Origin of the sequence: Caulifigura coniformis (assembly GCF_007745175.1) — a bacterium.
Classification (GTDB): domain Bacteria; phylum Planctomycetota; class Planctomycetia; order Planctomycetales; family Planctomycetaceae; genus Caulifigura; species Caulifigura coniformis.
Window position 1 is genome coordinate 4,295,193 of record NZ_CP036271.1, and the last position, 19,486, is coordinate 4,314,678.

The 19,486-nt window shown below is 61.5% G+C and carries 17 protein-coding genes; 9 read left to right on the forward strand and 8 right to left on the reverse strand.

Annotated elements, in window-relative coordinates; translation table 11 throughout:
• The first annotated feature begins 6 nt into the window (after positions 1-6).
• The 3 genes from Pan44_RS17335 to Pan44_RS17345 are packed head-to-tail and all read left to right on the forward strand — an operon-like array spanning position 7 to position 3,940.
• Positions 7-243 (forward strand): hypothetical protein, encoded by a 237-nt coding sequence (locus Pan44_RS17335; RefSeq protein WP_145031377.1) that lies wholly within the window; start codon positions 7-9, stop codon positions 241-243.
• The gene (locus Pan44_RS17340) at positions 240-635 is read left to right on the forward strand and encodes an HNH endonuclease signature motif containing protein (RefSeq protein ID WP_145031379.1); all 396 of its coding nucleotides are present in this window, start codon (positions 240-242) and stop codon (positions 633-635) included. Before Pan44_RS17335 ends, Pan44_RS17340 begins: the two co-directional genes overlap by 4 nt.
• Complete coding sequence (locus Pan44_RS17345; RefSeq protein WP_145031381.1) at positions 587-3,940, forward strand: phage tail tape measure protein; 3,354 nt, start codon at positions 587-589, stop codon at positions 3,938-3,940. The genes Pan44_RS17340 and Pan44_RS17345 overlap by 49 nt, the downstream gene beginning before the upstream one ends.
• Positions 3,941-3,980: 40 nt before the next feature.
• Here Pan44_RS17345 and Pan44_RS17350 read toward each other — a convergent pair whose 3' ends face one another.
• A complete protein-coding gene (locus tag Pan44_RS17350; protein WP_145031383.1) occupies positions 3,981-4,313 on the reverse strand; it encodes a hypothetical protein in 333 nt (110 codons plus the stop codon).
• 298 nt (positions 4,314-4,611) lie between these two features.
• On the opposite strand from Pan44_RS17350, the gene Pan44_RS17355 reads away from it, so the two are divergent.
• Both Pan44_RS17355 and Pan44_RS17360 read left to right on the forward strand, forming a co-directional pair.
• Positions 4,612-4,845, forward strand: a complete 234-nt coding sequence (locus Pan44_RS17355; RefSeq protein ID WP_145031385.1) for a hypothetical protein — start codon at positions 4,612-4,614, stop codon at positions 4,843-4,845.
• A complete protein-coding gene (locus Pan44_RS17360; RefSeq protein WP_145031388.1) occupies positions 4,845-5,099 on the forward strand; it encodes a hypothetical protein in 255 nt (84 codons plus the stop codon). Before Pan44_RS17355 ends, Pan44_RS17360 begins: the two co-directional genes overlap by 1 nt.
• Positions 5,100-5,431: 332 nt before the next feature.
• On the opposite strand, the gene Pan44_RS17365 is transcribed toward Pan44_RS17360, so the two are convergent.
• The gene (locus Pan44_RS17365) at positions 5,432-5,884 is read right to left on the reverse strand and encodes a hypothetical protein (RefSeq protein ID WP_145031390.1); all 453 of its coding nucleotides are present in this window, start codon (positions 5,882-5,884) and stop codon (positions 5,432-5,434) included.
• Between the two features lie 11 nt (positions 5,885-5,895).
• Between Pan44_RS17365 and Pan44_RS17370 the strand changes: the two genes are divergently transcribed.
• Entirely contained in the window at positions 5,896-7,155 is a 1,260-nt protein-coding gene (locus Pan44_RS17370) for a hypothetical protein (RefSeq protein ID WP_145031391.1), read from the forward strand.
• Between the two features lie 71 nt (positions 7,156-7,226).
• Here Pan44_RS17370 and Pan44_RS17375 read toward each other — a convergent pair whose 3' ends face one another.
• The 3 genes from Pan44_RS17375 to Pan44_RS17385 form a co-directional block, all read right to left on the reverse strand.
• On the reverse strand, positions 7,227-7,664 hold the full coding sequence (locus Pan44_RS17375; protein ID WP_145031393.1) for a hypothetical protein: 438 nt from the start codon (positions 7,662-7,664) through the stop codon (positions 7,227-7,229).
• Complete coding sequence (locus Pan44_RS17380) at positions 7,661-8,125, reverse strand: hypothetical protein (RefSeq protein ID WP_145031395.1); 465 nt, start codon at positions 8,123-8,125, stop codon at positions 7,661-7,663. The genes Pan44_RS17375 and Pan44_RS17380 overlap by 4 nt, the downstream gene beginning before the upstream one ends.
• A 257-nt stretch (positions 8,126-8,382) precedes the next feature.
• Positions 8,383-9,285: an extracellular catalytic domain type 1 short-chain-length polyhydroxyalkanoate depolymerase gene (locus Pan44_RS17385; RefSeq protein ID WP_145031397.1), complete on the reverse strand. Its 903-nt coding sequence runs from the start codon at positions 9,283-9,285 to the stop codon at positions 8,383-8,385.
• A gap of 447 nt (positions 9,286-9,732) precedes the next feature.
• Here Pan44_RS17385 and Pan44_RS17390 point away from each other — a divergent pair, with 447 nt between their 5' ends.
• From Pan44_RS17390 to Pan44_RS17400, 3 genes are all read left to right on the forward strand, one after another.
• Complete coding sequence (locus Pan44_RS17390; RefSeq protein WP_145031399.1) at positions 9,733-11,874, forward strand: PSD1 and planctomycete cytochrome C domain-containing protein; 2,142 nt, start codon at positions 9,733-9,735, stop codon at positions 11,872-11,874.
• Positions 11,875-11,894: 20 nt separating this feature from the next.
• Positions 11,895-13,325 carry a DUF1501 domain-containing protein gene (locus Pan44_RS17395; RefSeq protein ID WP_145031401.1) on the forward strand — a complete coding sequence of 477 codons (1,431 nt, stop codon included), beginning with the start codon at positions 11,895-11,897 and terminating at the stop codon, positions 13,323-13,325.
• A gap of 157 nt (positions 13,326-13,482) precedes the next feature.
• Positions 13,483-14,076 carry a hypothetical protein gene (locus tag Pan44_RS17400; protein ID WP_231754086.1) on the forward strand — a complete coding sequence of 198 codons (594 nt, stop codon included), beginning with the start codon at positions 13,483-13,485 and terminating at the stop codon, positions 14,074-14,076.
• Positions 14,077-14,091: 15 nt separating this feature from the next.
• Here the strand turns inward: Pan44_RS17400 and argS are convergent, their stop codons facing one another.
• The 3 genes from argS to Pan44_RS17415 all read right to left on the reverse strand — a co-directional run bounded on the left by argS (position 14,092) and on the right by Pan44_RS17415 (position 19,395).
• Positions 14,092-16,065 (reverse strand): arginine--tRNA ligase, encoded by a 1,974-nt coding sequence (argS, locus tag Pan44_RS17405; RefSeq protein ID WP_145031403.1) that lies wholly within the window; start codon positions 16,063-16,065, stop codon positions 14,092-14,094.
• Positions 16,066-16,137: 72 nt separating this feature from the next.
• Complete coding sequence (locus tag Pan44_RS17410; protein WP_145031405.1) at positions 16,138-17,490, reverse strand: ABC transporter permease; 1,353 nt, start codon at positions 17,488-17,490, stop codon at positions 16,138-16,140.
• Between the two features lie 339 nt (positions 17,491-17,829).
• Complete coding sequence (locus Pan44_RS17415; RefSeq protein ID WP_145031407.1) at positions 17,830-19,395, reverse strand: bifunctional aminoglycoside phosphotransferase/ATP-binding protein; 1,566 nt, start codon at positions 19,393-19,395, stop codon at positions 17,830-17,832.
• Positions 19,396-19,486 lie beyond the last annotated feature (91 nt).

Here is a 19,486-nt window from a genome sequence, read left to right on the forward strand (position 1 = left end):
GTTCTGATGCAGCGAGAGTTCCGCGACTTCCTTACACGAACAGTTCCGGGGCAATCGTCGCCCTACCTGTTCTTCCGCATGTTTTGCCGCCAGACAAACTTCACACCTGACCGCCGCAACGAGATGGCTTTCGAGCGGCTGTTAGAGACGGAAGGGCTGATTGAAGACGGGTTGGTGACCCGTGGCGCGGGTGCCGCTCGCATGAAGTGGCCGATTGTCACTCGCAACGAGGTGGACGAATGAGCTTTTGGGAATCCTTCACCTGTTGCTTCCCCTGGCCTGGCGCACGCAGAGGTTCTACACCGGTTGTGAAGTTCAAGGGCAAGGTGACGAGTCCCCGGCGGGTCGCGTGGGAACAAGTACGCGGTCCGATTCCTCCTGGCTGCGACGTCGTCACCACCTGCGGCAACTCGCTGTGTTGCAACCCGAATCACCTCACGCTGTCGTCCCCGAAGCTGAGTGATGACGACGTGCGAGCGATTCGGGAATCGTCGCTGCCGTCTCGCGTCCTGGCGGCCGTTCACGGCATCAACAAGCGGAACGTCGACCGCATTCGCACCCGCGAACTACGGGCCGGAGTTGAACAATGGAAGAAATCAAACAGGTTCTCGGCTTTGAAGTCGGAACCGCCCTGAAGAACATCAGTGACCTTGGCGGCGCTGTCTCCAATCTCTCGGGACGCCTGAACCGCTTCGGAACGTCCGTTGATCGGTTCAACTCCCGCTTCGGCGCGACCAGCAGCGCAATGACAAGCACCGGCAATGCGGCCGGCCAACTCGACAGCCGGCTCGGTCGTCTGACCACGTCGGCGGAACTTCTGTCGCGGATCGTCTACACGCAATTGGTCATCAAAGGCTTGCGCCTGACCGAAAAGGCGATGACTGACGCTGCCAGCGAGGCCGCCCGATTGCAAATCGAGCTTGCCAAGGTGTCGACAGTCGCGGACGGGATGTTCACCGGCCTGCCGGACATTGGTGCGGCCGTTCGTCAGCAGTCGGCGGCGCTGGGCATCGACCAACTGGAGATCGCGGGCGGCCTGTATCAGGCGCTTCAGAATCAGATTGGCGGGAGCAAGGCCGAACTCCTGGACTTCAACCGGGTCGCGAGCCAGTTCGCAGTCGGCACGGTCACCAGCCAGAACAACGCCATCGAACTGCTGTCGGGAACGCTCAACGCTTATGGACTGGATGTGAGCCGTGCCGAAGAACTGGCGTCGAAGTTCAACAAGACGATCGAAATCGGCAACATCGAAGGCAGCCAGCTTGCGACTGTCTTCGGTCGCGTGTCGACGCGCGGGTCTGAACTTGGCGTCACGTTCGAAGAACTCAACGGCCTGTTCGCCACGTTGACCATCCGCGGTGTGAAGGCCAGTGAGGCCGCGACGCAAATCAGCGGCGTCCTGTCGGCCTTCACGAAGCCGTCTGAGGCGATGAAACGCGCCCTGGATCAACTGAACGCGCCGTCCGGCGAATTCCTCATCCGTTCTGTCGGCCTGTCGGAAGCACTCAAGCAAGTGCGGGACACGACGGACGGGTCATCGTCGTCACTCGCGAAGCTGTTCCCGAATGTCCGCGCCCTGAACGGTGCGAGCATTGCCGCACGGGACAACCTGGAGTTGCTGAACCGGAACATCGCGGCCGTTCGTGACACGGCTCTGAGCCTGAACAAGGAACGCTTTGAAACGATCTTCCAGACGGATGCCAAGAATCTCGAAAACGAGTTGAACAAGGCTCGAATCGAACTCACGAAGTTCGGTGAAGAGCTTCTTCACGTCACCGCGGAAGGGCTCAAGTTCGTCGGCGGGATGGACGGCATCATTTCAGTGTCGAAGAACGCTGCGCCGGCCATTGCGGCCGTGGCCGCTGCGACTGCTGTCTACGTCGCCAATACGCGGCTGGCCGTCCTTCAGGGGACTGCCCTGGCTGGAGTGCTCACTAAACTGTCGCAGATTGGCCTTGGTCTGGGAGTCGCCAGCAGCATCGGCAACTTTCTCGGATCGTCGCTTGATTCGTCTCGCCTGGAGAACCTGCGAAAGCTGGAAGCCGCGAATAACCAGCTTGTCAGCAAGTTCGTCCAAGGCGAACAGACACGGCTGACGGAAGCCCGGACCACTGACGCCGCCATCGTTCAGAGTTCGCTGAACGCGAGCCGTCAGCAGATTGCCGACTTCAACCGCACAACCGACGAACTGATCGCAGGTGAGAAAAGATTGGTCTCGGTCGCGACCGATCAACTGAACCGGTTCATCGGCACGCGGGAATCGCTCGTTCGCGAGTTGGAAACGTCCGCGAAGGACTCGGCAAAGGCAATTGAGGATTCGCAGGCGCGTGTCCGGTCCCTGACTCAGACCAAAGCTGACCGTCAGTTCGATGCGTCCCTGCGGGATGCGGCCGACCCCGAACGGATCAGTCGGACACTGTCGCAGGCGACGTCTGAAGCCCGGAAGGCCGCTTCCGCTCTCGGCAAAGCGCAGACCGATCAACAAATCAGCGAAGCGCTGCGGTTGTTCGATTCGGCGGAGCGCCGGGCCGAATCGGCCCGCGCCCTGGCTCAGCAGACCGGCAACCGTGGGGCGGAGAACTCCGCCCTTTCGACGATCAATCGTCTGACCGATCAGCGCATTGCGGCAGAGAAGCAACTCCAGAAGATTCAGGAGTCGCGAGCCAACACGCTGACCGCCGAAGCGGCCAAGCAACGGCAGATTCTCGACAGCGTGAAGGCCAATGCGAAAGAACTCCTGGACAACCCGCCAACTGTCGGCCTTGATCCGCAACAACAGGCACAGCGGGCGGCCAACCGTCAGAAGGCACTCGGCAACATCCTGAAGGCCGGCTTCAGCTCCAGCGACCTGAAGCTGACGGACGCGCTCGGTTTGACTCAGCTTGCCGCCGACATGGAACGGCAGCCGCTTCCGATCAGCTTCAACATCGAAGGGGCCGTAAACCAACTCACGGCCGGCGTCCAGACCGCGCTGAACAACTTCAAGTTCAACGCGAAGTTCGACGTGACCGGCCTGGAGCGGGCTCTTGGCACAACCTTCAGGTCACCGGATGAGGCCGCGGCCGGCCTGTCGCAGGCCGTAACCGAAGCCGATGCGCTGCGCACGAAACTGTCCGGCATCGAACAGCAGCGGGCGTCAGCACTGACCGGGGTGAAGGCCGAAGTTCAGGAACTCCTGAAGTCGACGGACAGTTTCGCGAACTGGTTGAGCCGATCGCTGACCGTGGCGCAGCCGGACGCCCAAAAGGCGCTGGCATTGATGGATCAGTTCAAAGCGAAAGCCAATTCGCTCCTGGACTCGCCCAATGTCAGCGTCGACCAAGTCAGGCAGTTGTTCACGTCCGTTGAACAGCTTGCCACGCTTCAGAACAAGATCAGCGGCCCCGTTTTTGGAAACGGAGCCGGGTTGAACCCCGACATCGACGTTCTTTCGCGAGCGACGGACAAGTTGTTGCAGGTCGCACGCCTGCCAACTGCTGATCCGGCGCAGTCGGCCCGCCTGGAGGAATTGAACCGGCTGATTCAGGGGAGCAACAGCGCCGCCACGAACATCGAAACGGCGCTGACTCGCGGCGCAACGGCGCTGACGAATGCGGCCACCCGAATCGAGTCGGCGTTGACAAAGCCCATCAACCGGGCGTTCGGCGGACTGGCTTACCACGCGGGCGGAGGACTGGCCCGCGGATCAGACACGGTTCCCGCCATGCTTACACGTGGCGAAACCGTGATGACCAAGAGTGCCACGCAACGGTTCTTCAGCGACTTCCAGCGAATGAACGCCGGGATGCAGCCTCAGTATCGGAATGCTGGCGGCACGGTCACCAACGTCGGCGACATCAGCATCAACGTGAATGAGTCGAAGACGCCCCAACAGACGGGCCGGGAAATTGCCCGGACGTTGCAGCGCGAGTTCCGTAAGGGAACGATCCAACGGTTTTGAAACTCGAAAGCCCGGCCCGCAAGGGACCGGGCTTTTCTGTTTAGACCACTGCCTTCAACTTCTCCACCGTCGCCAACACCGACTTTGCTTGCTCCAGTCCGCCGCACGCCTGAATGAAACTCAGAGCCGCCGTAAAGCCGTTGTCGATGATTCCGCCACCGGCCGCGGACCGGCTGGCCTTCTTAACCCGCACCTTCCGTCCCTTGCCGCTCGATTTGCTCAGGTTGTATTTGACAATCGACACATAGGCCGGGGTGACCTTGAATCCCTGTTCATTGACCTTCTCCGCAACTTCCTTCGGAGAGGCGTCCGGATTCGCCTGGAGAGCTTCACGGATCGCTTGGGACTTGTTGCCAGATGACTTCTTTGCCACGGTGCTGATTCTCGCTGATAGGACGGCCCACGACCGAACTTTAGCTTAATAGACTGGCGACACAAGTGCGCCCAGTCCGTCCTACAAGAGTCCACCGGTTAATTTTTTCTGAGGTTTTCGGCGCAATCGTCACCCGGCGAAATGGCCTGTTTTCCTATATGTCAGACAAAAGTCATCACATGAGCGTAAGCTATAGCATGCCGCGTAGGGCATTGCTCCAGAAGAAGTTAATGCACGCCGTCAAGCCGTATGGCAGAGTTGTCTGCGTTGACAGACACTTCACCACGGATCAACACCTATGAAAGCCGTACCACCCCGCCGGTTCTACGTCGAAACGCTCACGCCGATTTTCGACTTCCACAAAGTGCCAAAACGAATTCGACCGGCACTTATCCGGTTCTACTGCGAGGTCCGGCCGCTCACGCCGGCGCTGGAGCGGTTCAGCCGCCTGCGGGGATGGAATCGCCTGTTTCGCGAATGCAACATCGCAGCAAACGCCGGATGGCTGGCTCTTCGCGCGAGGTGCGCGTAATGACCGACGAACAATTGAACGACTCGCGCGACTTCGACGGCCTTTACGTTCGCCACTCTGACCGGGCTCGCACATTCGTGCGCCGGTTCATTGGGAAACGGTTCGAGCACTTGAATGAGGAGATTGTGCAGTCGATCTTTCAGCGGCTGCGCGATCAGCCGTTCGCTCCTGGAATCGCTTTCTTGCCGCACTTCTATGCTCTGTCGCTAGAGTTGATTGCTGAGTCAGCACATTTGGCGACCGATAGCCGGTGACCTCTTGCATTCGGGTTCACTGCGACCTATGCTTCTGAATCGCTGGTGCACATGCACCAGCCTGTCTTCCTGAGAAGCGTTTACGACGCCTTGGGAGGCAGGCGAGAACTACTAATCCCATACAAACACTATCAACAGGGCCTCATATAGTATTCCCAGAAGCGATTGACATGCATGAGGTCACAGGTTCGAGTCCTGTCAGGCGCACATCCGAAACCCGTAAGTGGCAATCACTTACGGGTTTTTTCGTACCCTGAGCTTTGTAGCCCTTTTTAGCTTTCTGAATCTGTACCCCTTTTTTGAGAAACCGGGGGTACAGTCCGCTTCACCTTCTATTGCGGGATGATAACGGCCAGCCGTTGCCAAGTCGCTTCAGGCCCGAATTCGATCAGTGATTGCAGTATCTGCTGACGCTGCTTCTCGTTGTCCGCTTGCTCGCCAAGCTCGCTGACCATGTGGGCAATCAGCCGCTCAAGCTCTGTCTTTTCGATGTTTGATTTGACCCTTTTCAGCGTCTCTTCAAAGCCGTTCTTTGCCAATGACTGAAGCATGATCGAACGGGTTTCGGGAGTGTCGATTGCCGTCTGATCCGTTGCGGACAGCAGCCCCATTTGGTCAAGTTGAGCCGTGGAGCGGTGCCACTCTTCGGCGGCAACTGCGTCTAACCAGTCCGGGCAAATGGGTTGATTCTGGCTCGCCTTTGGTTCAGCCAGCTTGCGTCGTCTTTTGTGCATGTCGCCCCGTAGTTTGTTGATCTGCTTTGGTTTAGGTATTCGTCCCTGCATTCCGTATCTAGATGTCCAACACGCCGAATCAGCTAACGATTGGTGGTGGAACCACAAACGTGTGGGATGTGTTCCTTGGCTCGCCGAGCGATGCACTCCCGCTGAAAAAGGCACTCTCGGACGCCATCACCGAAATGAACGGTGCGTTGCCGAGCAAGCTGCTTCAGTTGAAACCGATCAACTACGAAATTGCCGTCACGGCTCAAGTCGGAACCCCCGGACAACGTTGGATCAACGAAGAGCGAGTTCAGTCCGCACAAATCCTGTTCGCAGTGTTCAATCGCAATCTTGGAACACCGGTCGACGACGCTGTCAGCGGAACTGTGAGCGAGATTCAAACATTCGTTGCCAACGACAACGGAATGAACGCCGTCATCTTCTTTAAGCAGGGAAGCGACAAGACGACCGAGCTTGCAGATTGGCAGAACGACATCGGCGGCCGGTGCATCTACGTCCCATTCAGGACTGCCGATCAACTTAAGAACTTGGTGAAGCACCAGTTATTTCACCGGATCTTCGCAGCGATGCACAACAAGGCGGATGACAGTGAAATTGTCCGAAAGGCGATGAATGAAGCCAGCATGTGGCAGACAGCACACCAAGGGATGAAGGAACAATCGGAGAAGTGGGAGGTTGCTTTCGCTATCACGCTATTCATTTCAATCTTTGCCGTGATCGGATTGATCGTATGGTCTATCTACCTGTGGAACAGTCGGTTCGGTTGGCAATTGGAACACAACAAGGTCAAGCAGCAATTGACGAAGGAAGTCAAAGCGGAACGAGACAAGTATTTCGCAGCTAATTACCAAGCGACGGTGGCGAAGAGTGAACTGAATAGGTCCAAGAAACCGTGGACAGCCGAAGAGTTCGCCGCCGCAATCGGGTTCTTTCGATTTAAGCCAACAGAAGAGATTATCTACATAAAGACGCCGGAAGGTGAGCTTGGTCTGAACACGCCTGAAGCCGACATCTCAATTTCCATCGACAAAGTTGCTCCGATAATGCGATTCAACGTCGCAATCAAACCGGTCGAGCCGGGATCGGATGGGAAGCTCCATCCTTCGTCTGCCTCCCTACTGGTCTCGAATGAGGACGGACGCCCTTTCGTAATCGACATGACATTTGACGATGTCTTCAAACCTAAAACTGACAAAATCACGTCTCAGCTAGAGGCGGTATTGTCGCACATGACGTCGCCAGCCTACGTCAATGCGATCCAGCGGCGGCTGGATCAGTTCAAACGTGCAGACGACTCCTCATTCTTGAAGTAGGTCGTGCCGAACTTGCAGAGATGCTGGTTCGCGTCACCTCATTGAAGGGCCTCAAGCGTTGGCGTAACCGTTCAAAAGAATCCCTGTCCTCCCATGCCCCCCATCCCTCCGCGCGATTTCCGAAACTCGGCCTCTGGAAACCGGGCCGCCAGCTGATCGAGAACATCCGCCGAGAGCGGCCTCTCGAGGTGGATGAGCACCCCGCGAGGTTCACCTCCCGGGGCAAAAAGCAGTCGGCGTCCTTCCGAGTCCCGCCACAATTGAACGTGCGTCCTTGGAATCTTCAGCCAGGTTCGGAACCTGCCGAGTGGTGAAGAATCCAACGGGTCGATCCTGGCTTCCGCGGCAACTTCCAGATGCTGGACCGCTGCGATCCAGGTTTCCCGTCGCTGGCGCTCAACCGTCGTCCAGACAAGCAGCCACAGCCCCGTGGCCGCAATAGCCAGGGCCCCGGCGATGATGGCGAGCCGGTGCAGGCGGCGTTTCGGACCTGGCGAACGGAAACTCATTCGGGGACACGGGTCAGTACATATGTGGGAGCCGGCCAGCGACGGACGCCGACATACTCCAGCGTCAGCGTCTTCTCCGTGATCGACACGATCCTGAACGCATCGGGAGGTGGCGGCGCGGGCGCGCCCGACCAGTTCTCCTGTGCCCACTGGAGGAATTGCCCTGGCAGTGTGGAGGCGGTCATCACGCGATCCGGCCGGATGACGATCGAGTCGCGTTCGACGGTCCAGAAATTCCGGGTCTTGCCGGCGATTCCGGAGTCCTCGATCACCACGCCGTCGCGACCAAAGTCGAAGGTCACGACATGCGGCCAGGGAAAGGTCTGCGGGGCCGTCTGCCAGCGACCGACGAGGCGCGGATCGACCTGGGAACTGCTCCAGAACACCGTTGCGACGGCAGCGCCGAGGAACACCGCCACCGGCCATCGCCAGCGTTTCGGAGCCGACGGAGTGTCGATCATGGGATCGTTCCTCAACCGGACAGTCACTTCACTGGCATGACGGGGGGAATCTTCCAGCTGCCATCAATGATCGATGGCGGCGTCTCCTTCGGCAAGGAAGGAAAGACGACGCATGAAACTTCCTCCGTCATGAACGTGGATTCATCGAAATGGCCGTTGTGCCGGTCATCGCTCAGCGGTGTGCCGACGCCCAAGTCTCCCGACGAGCGTCGCAGGTCAGCAACAAAAAGGGGCCGGGCCGCGTCCGTGACGAACGGTCATTTCATGGAATGACGCTCGAAGAATTCCCACATCAGGTCGTTCGCGGAGATGTCCAGCGTCGACTTGCCGAGGGTGGGAAGCAGCGATTTCTGGCCTGGCCAGGTATGGCCTCCGTTCTGAACCGCGTAGAGGACGACCTCCGCGGCGTCATTGCCCGGCGGGTACTGCGTCCTGCGGACCGTCGTTCCGTCGCTCCTGTCGCGATCCGGAAGGTCGGAGACGACCGGCTTCGCTGCACAACCGTTGACGATCCTCCAGTACTCGATCGAATCGCTCACCGATTTCAGTGGCTGAAGCGCGCCCGAGTTCCTGCCGTTGTATTGCACCACGTTGTCGGCCGTGCCGTGGAAATGCAGCACCGACACCGGCCGTCCTGGCCGGGCGGTGGGAATGGCCATCGTTCCGGCCACGGGCGCAATGGCTGCGATGCGATCCGAGAGTTCCGCGGCCAGGCGATAACACATCATCCCGCCATTCGACATGCCGGCGGCGAAGACCCGCTTCTGGTCGACGTTCAGGACCGCTCCCAGGTCGTCGAGCAACAGGCGGATGAACTTCACGTCGTCGGGATTCTCGCGCACGATCTGCGACGAACGCTGGCCGGCGTTCCAGTACAGGAACGGGTCCGATCCGGTCCCGTTGGGATAAACGGCAATGAACCCGGCCTGATCGGACTTGGCGTTCATCCCGGTCACCGCGATGGTGATCAGCCCGTTTGTTCTCGCTCCATGCAGGACAAGCACCACCGGCGTCGCGCGCTCCCGCGAATACGCTTCGGGAACGTGAACAAGATACGACCGCTCCCGGCCGTCGACGGAGAGTTTGCGCGCATGGTCACCCGGGCCGAGCGGCGCGGCGACGAGCGCTCCGAGGAGGACGGCGATGGGCAGTGACGTCATGCGGAAACTCGCGTGCTTTCAGGGAGCACGAATTCTAGCGGGGAACCGCTCAGATGGCCTGATGGGGGAATCTGTTTCGTTCCCCGGCTGAGCCGCACTCCTGCAGTGCCGCGCAACCGCTCCCGTTGGGTGGAGGCGCCATGCAAACGAACACACCCACCCCGACACACCCAAGTCCCTCGCACACAGGCGATGCGCGCAGCGTTCCGACGCAACGACCGTCTGGCAAAGACGGCGCAGCACCTGCGCCGATTCGCCAGCGGAGGAACGGCATCGATACCACACCGCCCCCCGGCCCTGTACTTCTTGCTCGGTTGCCAGCCTTGGTGGGCGACTTGACCGTGAACTTCCCCGTGGCGGCCGCTATTCTGAAGCCGGATTCGGTCGCCGCTCCATCGGAATCCGCCCGCCCCCCGCCCCTGCCCTCCCGACCCGGGAAACTCCGGCATGACTCGCATTTGCGTCGCGGTGTTGCTGCTGGCCACTTGCGCTCCCACTCTCTTGTGGGCGGAAGAAACTCCGGACGAGTTCTTCGAGCGGAAGATCCGGCCGGTCCTCGTTCAACATTGCTATCGCTGCCATTCTGCTGATGGAGATTCGCTCAAGGCGAACCTGTTTCTCGATTCACGCGACGGCATGCGTCGTGGCGGCGATTCCGGTCCGGCCGTTGTTCCAGGCGATCTCAAGAAGAGCCTGCTGATTGATGCGCTGCGGTATGAATCGATCGAGATGCCTCCCTCGGGAAAGCTCCCTGAGAATGTGATTGCCGACTTCGTGACGTGGGTCGAGATGGGAGCGCCCGATCCGCGGAAGGACGGGCCGGCGGCCGCCGCCATGCCAGTCACGGCGTCCACGATCGACTGGACCACGGCACGGGAGTTCTGGTCGTTCCGGAAGCCGGAAGCACATCCCCAGCCCAGGGTGTCCGCCCCGGACTGGGTCTCGCGTCCGCTGGATGGATTCATCCTCGAGAAACTCGATCGGGCCGGTCTGAAACCGGCCGAAGAGGCCGACCGGCGGATGCTCATCCGCCGCGTGACATTCGACCTGACTGGTCTTTCGCCGACTCCCGCGGACGTTGACGCATTTGTGGCCGATGACTCGCCTGAGGCGTACGAGAACGTCGTCGACCGGCTGCTGGCGGCGCCGCAGTACGGCGAGCGTTGGGCCCGGCTGTGGCTCGACATCGCCCGCTACGCCGAAGACCAGGCGCATATCGTCGGCTCCAACCGCGAACTCTGTTATCCGAACGCGTATCGCTACCGGGACTGGGTGATCGCCGCCCTGAACAGCGACCTCCCCTATGACGAGTTCATCCGCCGCCAACTGGCGGCCGACCTGATCGCGCCCGACGATCAGGAAAGCCACGTCGCCCTCGGGTTCATCGGCCTCGGACCGAAATACTATCGCCGCGGCTCACCTGAGGTGATGGCTGAGGAATGGGAGGACCGTGTCGATACCGTGACCCGCGGATTGCTCGGTCTGACGGTTGCCTGCGCCCGCTGTCACCACCACAAGTACGACCCCATTCCAACGGAAGACTACTACGCGCTCGCGGGCGTCTTCGCGAGCACGGAGATGTTCAACAGGCCGCTGACTGAGGCCGCGGAAACGACCAAGGGAGGACAGTCGAAAAAGGCGGACGAGGCGCTGCATATCGTGCGCGACCTCAAGCCTCATGATATCGAGGTGATGATCCGCGGCGACGTGTCGAAGAAGGGGCCGAAAGTCGAACGGCACTTCCTGACCGCGCTCAGCAACGACGTCCCCTCCCCGCTTCAGAACGGAAGCGGCCGGCTCGATCTCGCGAAGGCGATCGCCAGTCGTGAAAACCCGCTGACGGCGCGGGTGATCGTGAACCGGGTCTGGGCTCAGTTCTTCAAGACGGTCCTGGTGAAAACGATGAGTAATTTCGGCGCCCTTGGCGATGCGCCGACGCACCCCGAGCTTCTGGACGACATCGCTGTCCGGTTTATGGACAACGGCTGGTCTTTGAAATGGCTGGTGCGCGAGATCGCGCTCTCTTCGACGTATCGCCAGTCGAGCCACGCCGCCCCGGAAAGCCTCCAAGCCGATCCGGAAAACCGGCTCCTGAGCCGGATGCCGCGTCGGCGACTCAGCGTGGAAGCGTGGCGGGACGCCGTGATGGCGGCCTCGGGGGAACTCGACCCGAGCGTGTACGGCGTTTCGATCGATCCGATGAACGTCGAGGCGCGCCGTCGCACGGTATATGCCGAGATCAGTCGTCTGGAACTGAATAAGCTCCTGGCCCTGTTCGACTTCCCCGATCCGAACACGCACAACCCGCAACGCAACGCGACGACCACGCCGCTTCAGAAGCTCTTCGTGTTGAACAATCCGTTCATGCTCCGGCATGCGGAGAAGCTTCGCGACCGGGTCGCCGTTCAGGCCGGCGACGACGCCCCGTTGAGGGTGGTGCTCGCTTATCGCCTGGTCTTCGGCCGGATGCCGACGGCCGACGAACAGCAGCTCGCATCCGAGTTTCTCGGCGACATGCCGAGCGCGGAACGCTGGACGGAATACACCCATGCCCTGCTCGCATCGAACGAATTCCTGATCCTCGACTGACCTCGACCGCTGGAATCGCCATGACGTTTCCGCTTCCTGCTGCTGTTTCCCGTCGACAGGCCCTTCGCCAGGCCGGCGCCGGCTTCGGAATGCTCGGGCTCACTGGAGCGCTCAGCGCGGCCGGGATGCTTCAGGCCGCGACGGGACCGGCGTCCGGTTCATCGGTGGCGGCCGCGTTCCCGAATCACGCGCCTCGTGCCAAACGCGTGATCTTCCTGTTCATGAACGGCGCGCCGTCGCATGTCGACACCTTCGACCCCAAGCCGGCGCTCGCCAGATACGAAGGGCAGCAACCCGAAGGGATCAAGTCGAAGGGAAGCGGCTTCATGCCGTCACCGTTCACGTTCGCGCCTTATGGCGACAGCGGCGTCGTGATGTCCGAACTTTTCCCGAATCTGGCCCAGCACGCGGATGACGTCTGCGTGATCCGGTCGATGCACACAGACGTTCCCAATCATGAGCCTGGACTACTGCTGATGAACTGCGGCCATCAGCAGCCCGTACGGCCATGCCTCGGGTCGTGGGCGTCGTATGGCCTGGGAAGCGAAAACCGGAATCTTCCGGGTTTTGTCGTGCTGACGCCCGGGATGCCGGTCGTCGGTCCGCAGCTCTGGTCGAATTCTTTCCTCCCTGGCCAGCACCAGGCGACTTCGGTCAATACATCGGACCTCGACATCGAACGCCTGGTGGCCAACATCCGGCATCCTTCGCTGAGCCGCCCGGAGCAGCGGCGCCAACTCAACCTCGTGCTCGAAATCAATCGCCGGCACCTGCGCGAGCGGGAGAACGACGCCGTGCTGGAGGAGCAGATTCGCGCCATGGAGCTGGCGTTCGAAATGCAGCGTGAGGCCGCCGAGGCGTTCGACGTCTCCCGGGAACCGAAGCATGTGCGCGAGCTCTATGGACCGAGCGATTTCGGCCAGGGTTGCCTGCTTGCCCGGCGGCTGGCGGAGCGTGGCGTGCGGTTCATCCAGGTCTACTACGTCACGAAGAAGAACAAGCAGCCCTGGGACACGCATTCCAACAACAACGCCGGGCACCGGACGCTTTGTGCCGACAGCGACCGCGCGACGGCGGCGCTGCTCTCCGACCTTCAGGCTCGCGGGCTGCTCGAAGACACGCTCGTCGTCTGGGGGGGCGAATTCGGGCGGACTCCCTATTCGCAAATGGACCTGTCCAAGATGGATGCCGCGAAGGCCGGCCGCGACCACCACAACACCGGCTTCAGCATGCTCCTGGCTGGCGGCGGGGTGAAGGGGGGCTACACGCACGGAGCCACGGACGAGCTGGGGATGCACGCCACGGAAAAACGCGTTCACGTGCACGACCTGCACGCGACGATCCTGCACCTGATGGGGATCGACCACGAAAAGCTCACCTACCACTACTCGGGACGCGATTTCCGGCTGACGGATGTGCACGGCACGGTCGTCCACGACATCATCGCCTGAAAGGCCAGGGAACGCCGGGGCCCTGCCCCTGCGGGCGTTGTACTGCCGAAGCTGATCTTGCCCTGTTCGGCGATCTCGGCGATTCTTTCGACCTTCCCCATTCACCTTTTCGCCGTCGGTCCGGTTCCCATCTTGCCGGCGGCCTCCCCTCCGCGCCATGTCTTTTCGCACGTCGAGTGTGCGATTCGCCCGGCCGGCGATCCTGATCGCCGTGCTGTTGAACGGCTGCGCAGCGATGGGCCCCCGGCTTGGCTTCGCTCCTCCCGCGGCCAACCCGTTGTACGTCGCGAGTCACAACGAGAACGCCGTGTGGGAAGCGACGGTCGACGTCCTCCACGAGTTCCACTTTGACATCGCCCGCGAGAACAGGCTGTCACACGTCATCGAGACGGCGTATCTGACAGGCTCCGGCGTCCTTGAGCCGTGGCACTCCGATTCGGTCGGACTCGAAAACCGGCTCGAGAGCACGCTGCAATCGATCCGTCGACGGGTCATCGTCAACGTGATTCCCGATGAACGGGGACAGGGCTTCCTTGTTTCGGTCGAGGCGTTCAAAGAACTGGAAGATCTCGACGGGCTGGCGGCGAATTCCGCGGGCGCTTCGACGTTCAATGAAAACGAGCCCCTGCGTCGCGACCTCAATCCCGTCGTCGGCCAGACAGCGGCTTCGGGCTGGCTACCGCAGGGACGCGACCTGGCGTTGGAATCAGCGATCCTGACGCGGATGCAGCAGGTCTACACGTCGCGCTGAGGCCGAACGCCACGATTACATTCGTTCGCATACCGGGATGCCGAGGAGCTCCAGTCCCTGGCGGATGATGCGACCGGTGAGGTCGACGAGCTTGAGCCGGCTGGCCCGCAGTTTCGCGTCCGGTTCCTTCATCACCGGGCAGGCGTCGTAGAACGAACTGAAGCCATTCGCGAGGTCGAAGAGGTAGCTCGTCAGCAGGTTCGGGCGATAGTCGTTGACCATCGCGGCGATCGCCTCGGGGAAGCGTGCGATGTGCAGTCCCAGATGGCGTTCCGCTGGAAGTGTCAGCACCAGTTCGGCGTCGCCAACAGCCGTTCCGGCCGCTTCGGCGCGGCGGAGGATGCCGCGCGTCCGAGCGTAGGCATACTGCATGTACGTGGCGGTATCGCCGGTCTTGGCGAGCATCTTCGACCAGCTGAAGATGTAATCGCTTTCCCGGTTGTGGTGCAGATCAGCGTACTTGATTCCGCCGAGTCCGACGGCCTCCGCCACCGCTGCCCGGGTGGCCTCGTCGAGTTCCGGGGCCGGCTGCTCGTTGTCGTCGCGCTTCGCGTCGTCATTCTCGTCGACGATCTTGCGGGCCTCGCGGATCGCCTCGTCGAGAAGGCTTTCCAGGCCGACAGTGTCGCCGGCGCGGGTCTTGAACGGCTTGCCGTCTTCGCCCATCACCGTGCCAAACTTCACGTGGCGCAGATCAACAGCCGTGTTGCCGAGGAGACGCGTCGTTTCGAACAGCATCTCGAAATGGTCGCTCTGGCGGTCGTCGACGACATAGAGAATGGCGTCGGCCTGGAATTGCCGCAGGCGGTAGTTGATCGTCGCCAGGTCGGTCGTGGCGTAGGTGAACGCGCCGTCCGCCTTCTGGACGATGAACGGCGCGGCCCTGCCGTCGAGAAACACGCACTGGGCGCCGTCGCTCTCCCGGGCAAGCCCTTTGGCCTTCAGGTCTTTGACGACTTCTTCGAGGAATGGATCGTAAAAGCTCTCGCCGAGGACCTTATCGAAGCGGACTCCCAGGCGGTCGTAGATCTTGTTGAGTGCGGTGATACAAGCCGGGAGGAACTCATTCCAGAGCTTGCGGTTCTCAGAATCGCCAGCGTGAAGCTTCGCCGTTTCATCGCGGGCAGCGCGGGCGATGTTGGAATGCTTCTCGGCAAGATCCCTGATCACCGGATCGGCGTCACCGGCGGCGACTTTCTTTTCGGCCGACTTGAGGTCGTCCGTGGCGACTGTGACTTCGGTCCGCAGTTTCTTGAGCGCGGCCTGGGCCGCCTTGTCCTTCGCGTTTTCGGCCTCGGCGGCGGCGACGCGATCTTTGGCCGAGTTCAGATCGGCAGCAAGACGAGGCAGCGACGCCTTTGCCGTAAGATAATCCGAGACTGTGTTGACCAGCCGGTAGAGTCGGGCGAGTTCGTCGACGGCGTTCTTCTGGTAGGCCGCCTGGTCGAGGAAGTTCTTGTAGCCATAAAGGATCATCCCGAACTGGGTGCCCCAGTCGCCGAGATGGTTATCGCTGACGACGTTGTGGCCCAGGAAACGCAGGGTGCGGTCGATGGCGGCGCCGATCACGGTGCTGCGGAGGTGGCCGACGTGCATCGGCTTGGCGACGTTGGGGCCTGAGAAGTCGACGATGATTGAGCGCGGTGTGGGCACCGTTTCCACGCCGAGCCGCGGATCGCCGTCCACCTTGTTGACGATGGCCTGGAGGACGTCGTCACGGACTTTGAGGTTGATGAATCCGGGGCCCGCGATTTCGGCGGGATGGCAGAGGTCCGAAAGGTCGAGTTTGCCGATGATCTGCGTCGCCAGGTCGCGTGGATTCATGCCCGCCTGCTTGGCGAGCGGCATCGCGCAGTTGGCCTGATAGTCGCCGAATCGGGCGTCCTGGGCCGGGCGGACCATTGCGGCGAACTGGGCGACCTGATCGGGCGTGGTGTAATCGGTCAGCACGCGCGCAAAGCGGGACTGCAGCTCGGCAAGGATGTTCATGGCGGAAAAGTAAAAGAAAGCCCGAGGGTTGCAACCCCCGGGCTTCGTCGGACACAGGTTCGAGGACCGGGTTCAAGTATGCCGCAGGGCTTCGATCGGATCGAGCTTGGCGGCGGCCTGGGCCGGGTAGACGCCGAAAACGAGTCCCGTCAGCACCGAGAATCCGAAGGCCACAGGGAGGCTCCAGACGGCGATGCTGGGGGTCATATCGAGGAACATCTTGCCGACATCGGACATGTTGGCCGTCGACTCGATGACATAGTTCCGCACGATGAACTTGACGCCCATGAAGACGATCGGCGTGCAAAGTCCGAGGGCCATGCCGATGAGTCCGCCGGTGCCTGACAGCACGACGGTTTCGGAGATGAACTGCTGGATGATGTCCGCCCGCCGGGCGCCGAGTGCCCGGCGGATGCCGATTTCGCGCGTCCGCTCGGTGACGGTCGCGAGCATGATATTCATGATGCCGATGCCCCCGACCAGCAGCGAGATTCCGGCAATCGACCCCAGCACGATGTTGAAGATGTTCCGGAGCTGGTCGGCCTGCTTGAGCAGTTCGAGTGGCACGACGACGGAATAGTCCTGCTTCCCGCCGTGGGTGCGCTCGAGCGTTTCGCGAACGACGTCGGCGGTGGGGATCACATCATCGGGGCTGGCGACCTGAAAGGTGATCTGGTTGAAGATGACTGATTCCGCACTGAAGCTTCCTGAGGTGCGGCGCATGATCACGCCCCCGGTGTTGATTCGGGACTGGAACGTATCGAGCGGGATGTAGACGTCTTCGTTGTAGTTCTGGCCGGACAGGCTTCCGCCGATCGCTGCCGAGGAGCCGCGTTCCTGCATCACGCCGACCACGATGTAGGCCCGCGCGGAGATCTGGAGGGGCTTTCCGATGGGGTCGTCAACAGGAAACAGCGCCCGGGCGACACCGGAGGCGATGACGGCGACGTTCGACATTCGGCTAACGTCTTCGTCGGTGAGGAATCGTCCGCGTGCGACCGTGAGATGGTTCATGGCCATGTAGCCGGGCGTACAGCCGACGACGCGGGCATTCATGTTCCGTTCGAGGTGGCGGACATCGAGCGTCGTTTCGCGGATGGCGACCTGTCCGGTGACGGACGGCAGAGTCCGCGACAGGATGCGGTGATCGTCGCGGGTCAGTCCGTAACGGAGGACGTCGGTCCGGCCGCTCGAGGAGGAGGAGGTCGTCTCGTCAGGCGGTTTCTTGCTGACGACGATGATGTTCGTGGCTCCGAGGGCGAGCACCTGCTGCTGGGCCTGGCTGCTCGCTCCTTCGCCGATCGCGAGCATGGCGATCACGGAGAACACGCCGAAGACGATGCCCAGCATGGTGAGGCCCGACCGCAGCTTGTGCAGCAGCAGGCTCTTCATCGCGAGCTGAACAGTACGGATAAAGCGCGTCATGGAGATTACGAGGCGGGCATTCTGCGGACAGGCCGCGGCGGGAAGTCTCGTTTATCTTCAATGGTTCGCCGGTTTCGGGCAAGTCCGTCTCCGTTCACGCGGGCTCCAGAGTGGTTGCCGGGTCGCGAGGAACAAGGAGGGCGCGTGTACGTGTGGTGCATCCTTCTGGCCCGATTTCCCCTGGAACTCCCGATTCAGGCGTTTCGGAGCTTCCCTGCACTGGCAAGGAAGACCGGATCGCCGACGTTTATCGCGTTGTTGCGTCCATGTTCAATGTTCCTCCATCTTTTGTGAGCGGTTGCGCACGAAGGGATGGGGGGACTGGGGCGTGGACGAACTTCAGGCGGTCGCCCCAAAGGCGAGCAGCGACCTCACGGCGGCCGCCAGCCGCACCTGATCGACCGCTCCCGATGTCTCGCAGCGGTGCGTCCGCGGAATCTCGGTCGCGGACAGTGGGGCGGCCGACGATCGCTGCAGCCGGAGGACTTCGAGGGTGGCGTCCGAGGGGTCGCCTCCCTCGGACCGGCGTTTCTGGACGCGTTGCTCCAGCACCGATTCGGGTGCTTCGCAGGTGACCAACGCCCAGGGGACGCCGAGTTCATCCGCCAGTCGCTGGAATTGCAGGCGATGCGACATCTCAAGAAATGTGGCGTCGACAATCACCGGCAGGCCCGCCCTGAGGATCGCCGCGGCCGGATCGAGCATGCGACGGTAGACATCGGAGATTGCAGCGCCGGAATAGAGTTCCGACACGCCGGCGGTCGCCCGAGATGCGAGATTCCGTTTTCGCTCGACATCTGAACGGATGCAGACCGCGCCGAGTTCCAGGGAGAGGGTGCGGGCGACGCACGACTTGCCGCTTCCCGACAGGCCATGCATGAGGATGAGGCCGTGGCCGGTCGTCCGCGACTGACGATCGGCCAGTTCGAGGTAGCCGGCGAGCAGCTTTCGCGTGTCGGCGATGTCATTCGGGGTCAGGCCGGCCTGCGTCAGGCGAATCGCGGCGACCTTCGCTCGGACGAGTGCGCGATACACCACGTAGTAGCGAAGCGCAGCCAGCCCGGAGAAATCGCCGGTGGTCGTCAGCCAGCCGTTGAGAAGCTGCCACGCGGATCCCGGCCGTTCGTGGTCGACAAGATCCATGAAGATGAAGGCAAGGTCGCTCACGACATCTATGAACCGCAGTTCCGCGTTGAACTCGATGCAGTCGAACGGTTGCGGAACTCCGTCGACCAGGACGATGTTGCCGAGGTGGAGATCGCCGTGGCATTCGCGGATGAAGCCGGCCTGTCGTCGGTCGGCGAAGTGCTGGTCGAGTCGCGTCGCCTCCTCCTGCACCCAGCGGGTGAGGGAGTCGAGTTTGGGGGCCTGGTCGGGACTGATGGCAGCAGCGACCGGAGGGAGGCAGCCTTCGGTGTAGCGGCGGACGGTCGCCGGCTTTCCAAACGGGGAGTTTTCCGGGGCGACGGCGGCGGAGGCGTGCATCGCGGCGATGGAATGGGCCAGTTGCTCGATCTGCGATGGCGTCAGTCGTCCGGAGTCGGTGATGCTCAGGAGGACATCCGACTGCGGGAACTGATGCATCCTGACGGCGTATTCGAGGACGTCGCCCTGTTTATCGAATCGCGGCCCGGAGCCGGTCTGGACGAGTGTGACGACATCATCGTAGATGCCGGGCACGGTTCGTCGATTCAGGCGAAGCTCTTCTTCACAGCAGGCCTTGCGCTTGTCGAGGGTGGAGAAATCGACGAAACCGAGAGCGATGGGCTTCTTGAGCTTGTAGGCCCAATCGCCCGTCAGGACGACCCACGACAGGTGAGTTTCAACGAGCCTGATGGCCGCCGTGGGGTGAGGATAGGCGTCCGGGCGATGCAGGGCTTCGAGCCATGAAGGAGGGCCGGGCATAAGGACTGAGGTTCGGGGTGAATCGTGATCGAATCTGGGTCGAGGTCGTTGAAAGCGAGTGTCGACCGGGATTCAATGGATGTCGACCGGT

What these genes read in the sequence shown, in the direction of transcription:
- Pan44_RS17335 (WP_145031377.1), top strand. Translation starts at nt 7, where the DNA reads ATGCAGCGAGAGTTCCGCGACTTCCTTACACGAACAGTTCCGGGGCAA.
- Pan44_RS17340 (WP_145031379.1), top strand. Translation starts at nt 240, where the DNA reads ATGAGCTTTTGGGAATCCTTCACCTGTTGCTTCCCCTGGCCTGGCGCA.
- Pan44_RS17345 (WP_145031381.1), top strand. Translation starts at nt 587, where the DNA reads ATGGAAGAAATCAAACAGGTTCTCGGCTTTGAAGTCGGAACCGCCCTG.
- Pan44_RS17355 (WP_145031385.1), top strand. Translation starts at nt 4,612, where the DNA reads ATGAAAGCCGTACCACCCCGCCGGTTCTACGTCGAAACGCTCACGCCG.
- Pan44_RS17360 (WP_145031388.1), top strand. Translation starts at nt 4,845, where the DNA reads ATGACCGACGAACAATTGAACGACTCGCGCGACTTCGACGGCCTTTAC.
- Pan44_RS17365 (WP_145031390.1), bottom strand. Translation starts at nt 5,884, where the DNA reads ATGCAGGGACGAATACCTAAACCAAAGCAGATCAACAAACTACGGGGC.
- Pan44_RS17370 (WP_145031391.1), top strand. Translation starts at nt 5,896, where the DNA reads ATGTCCAACACGCCGAATCAGCTAACGATTGGTGGTGGAACCACAAAC.
- Pan44_RS17375 (WP_145031393.1), bottom strand. Translation starts at nt 7,664, where the DNA reads ATGAGTTTCCGTTCGCCAGGTCCGAAACGCCGCCTGCACCGGCTCGCC.
- Pan44_RS17380 (WP_145031395.1), bottom strand. Translation starts at nt 8,125, where the DNA reads ATGATCGACACTCCGTCGGCTCCGAAACGCTGGCGATGGCCGGTGGCG.
- Pan44_RS17385 (WP_145031397.1), bottom strand. Translation starts at nt 9,285, where the DNA reads ATGACGTCACTGCCCATCGCCGTCCTCCTCGGAGCGCTCGTCGCCGCG.
- Pan44_RS17390 (WP_145031399.1), top strand. Translation starts at nt 9,733, where the DNA reads ATGACTCGCATTTGCGTCGCGGTGTTGCTGCTGGCCACTTGCGCTCCC.
- Pan44_RS17395 (WP_145031401.1), top strand. Translation starts at nt 11,895, where the DNA reads ATGACGTTTCCGCTTCCTGCTGCTGTTTCCCGTCGACAGGCCCTTCGC.
- Pan44_RS17400 (WP_231754086.1), top strand. Translation starts at nt 13,483, where the DNA reads ATGTCTTTTCGCACGTCGAGTGTGCGATTCGCCCGGCCGGCGATCCTG.
- argS (WP_145031403.1), bottom strand. Translation starts at nt 16,065, where the DNA reads ATGAACATCCTTGCCGAGCTGCAGTCCCGCTTTGCGCGCGTGCTGACC.
- Pan44_RS17410 (WP_145031405.1), bottom strand. Translation starts at nt 17,490, where the DNA reads ATGACGCGCTTTATCCGTACTGTTCAGCTCGCGATGAAGAGCCTGCTG.
- Pan44_RS17415 (WP_145031407.1), bottom strand. Translation starts at nt 19,395, where the DNA reads ATGCCCGGCCCTCCTTCATGGCTCGAAGCCCTGCATCGCCCGGACGCC.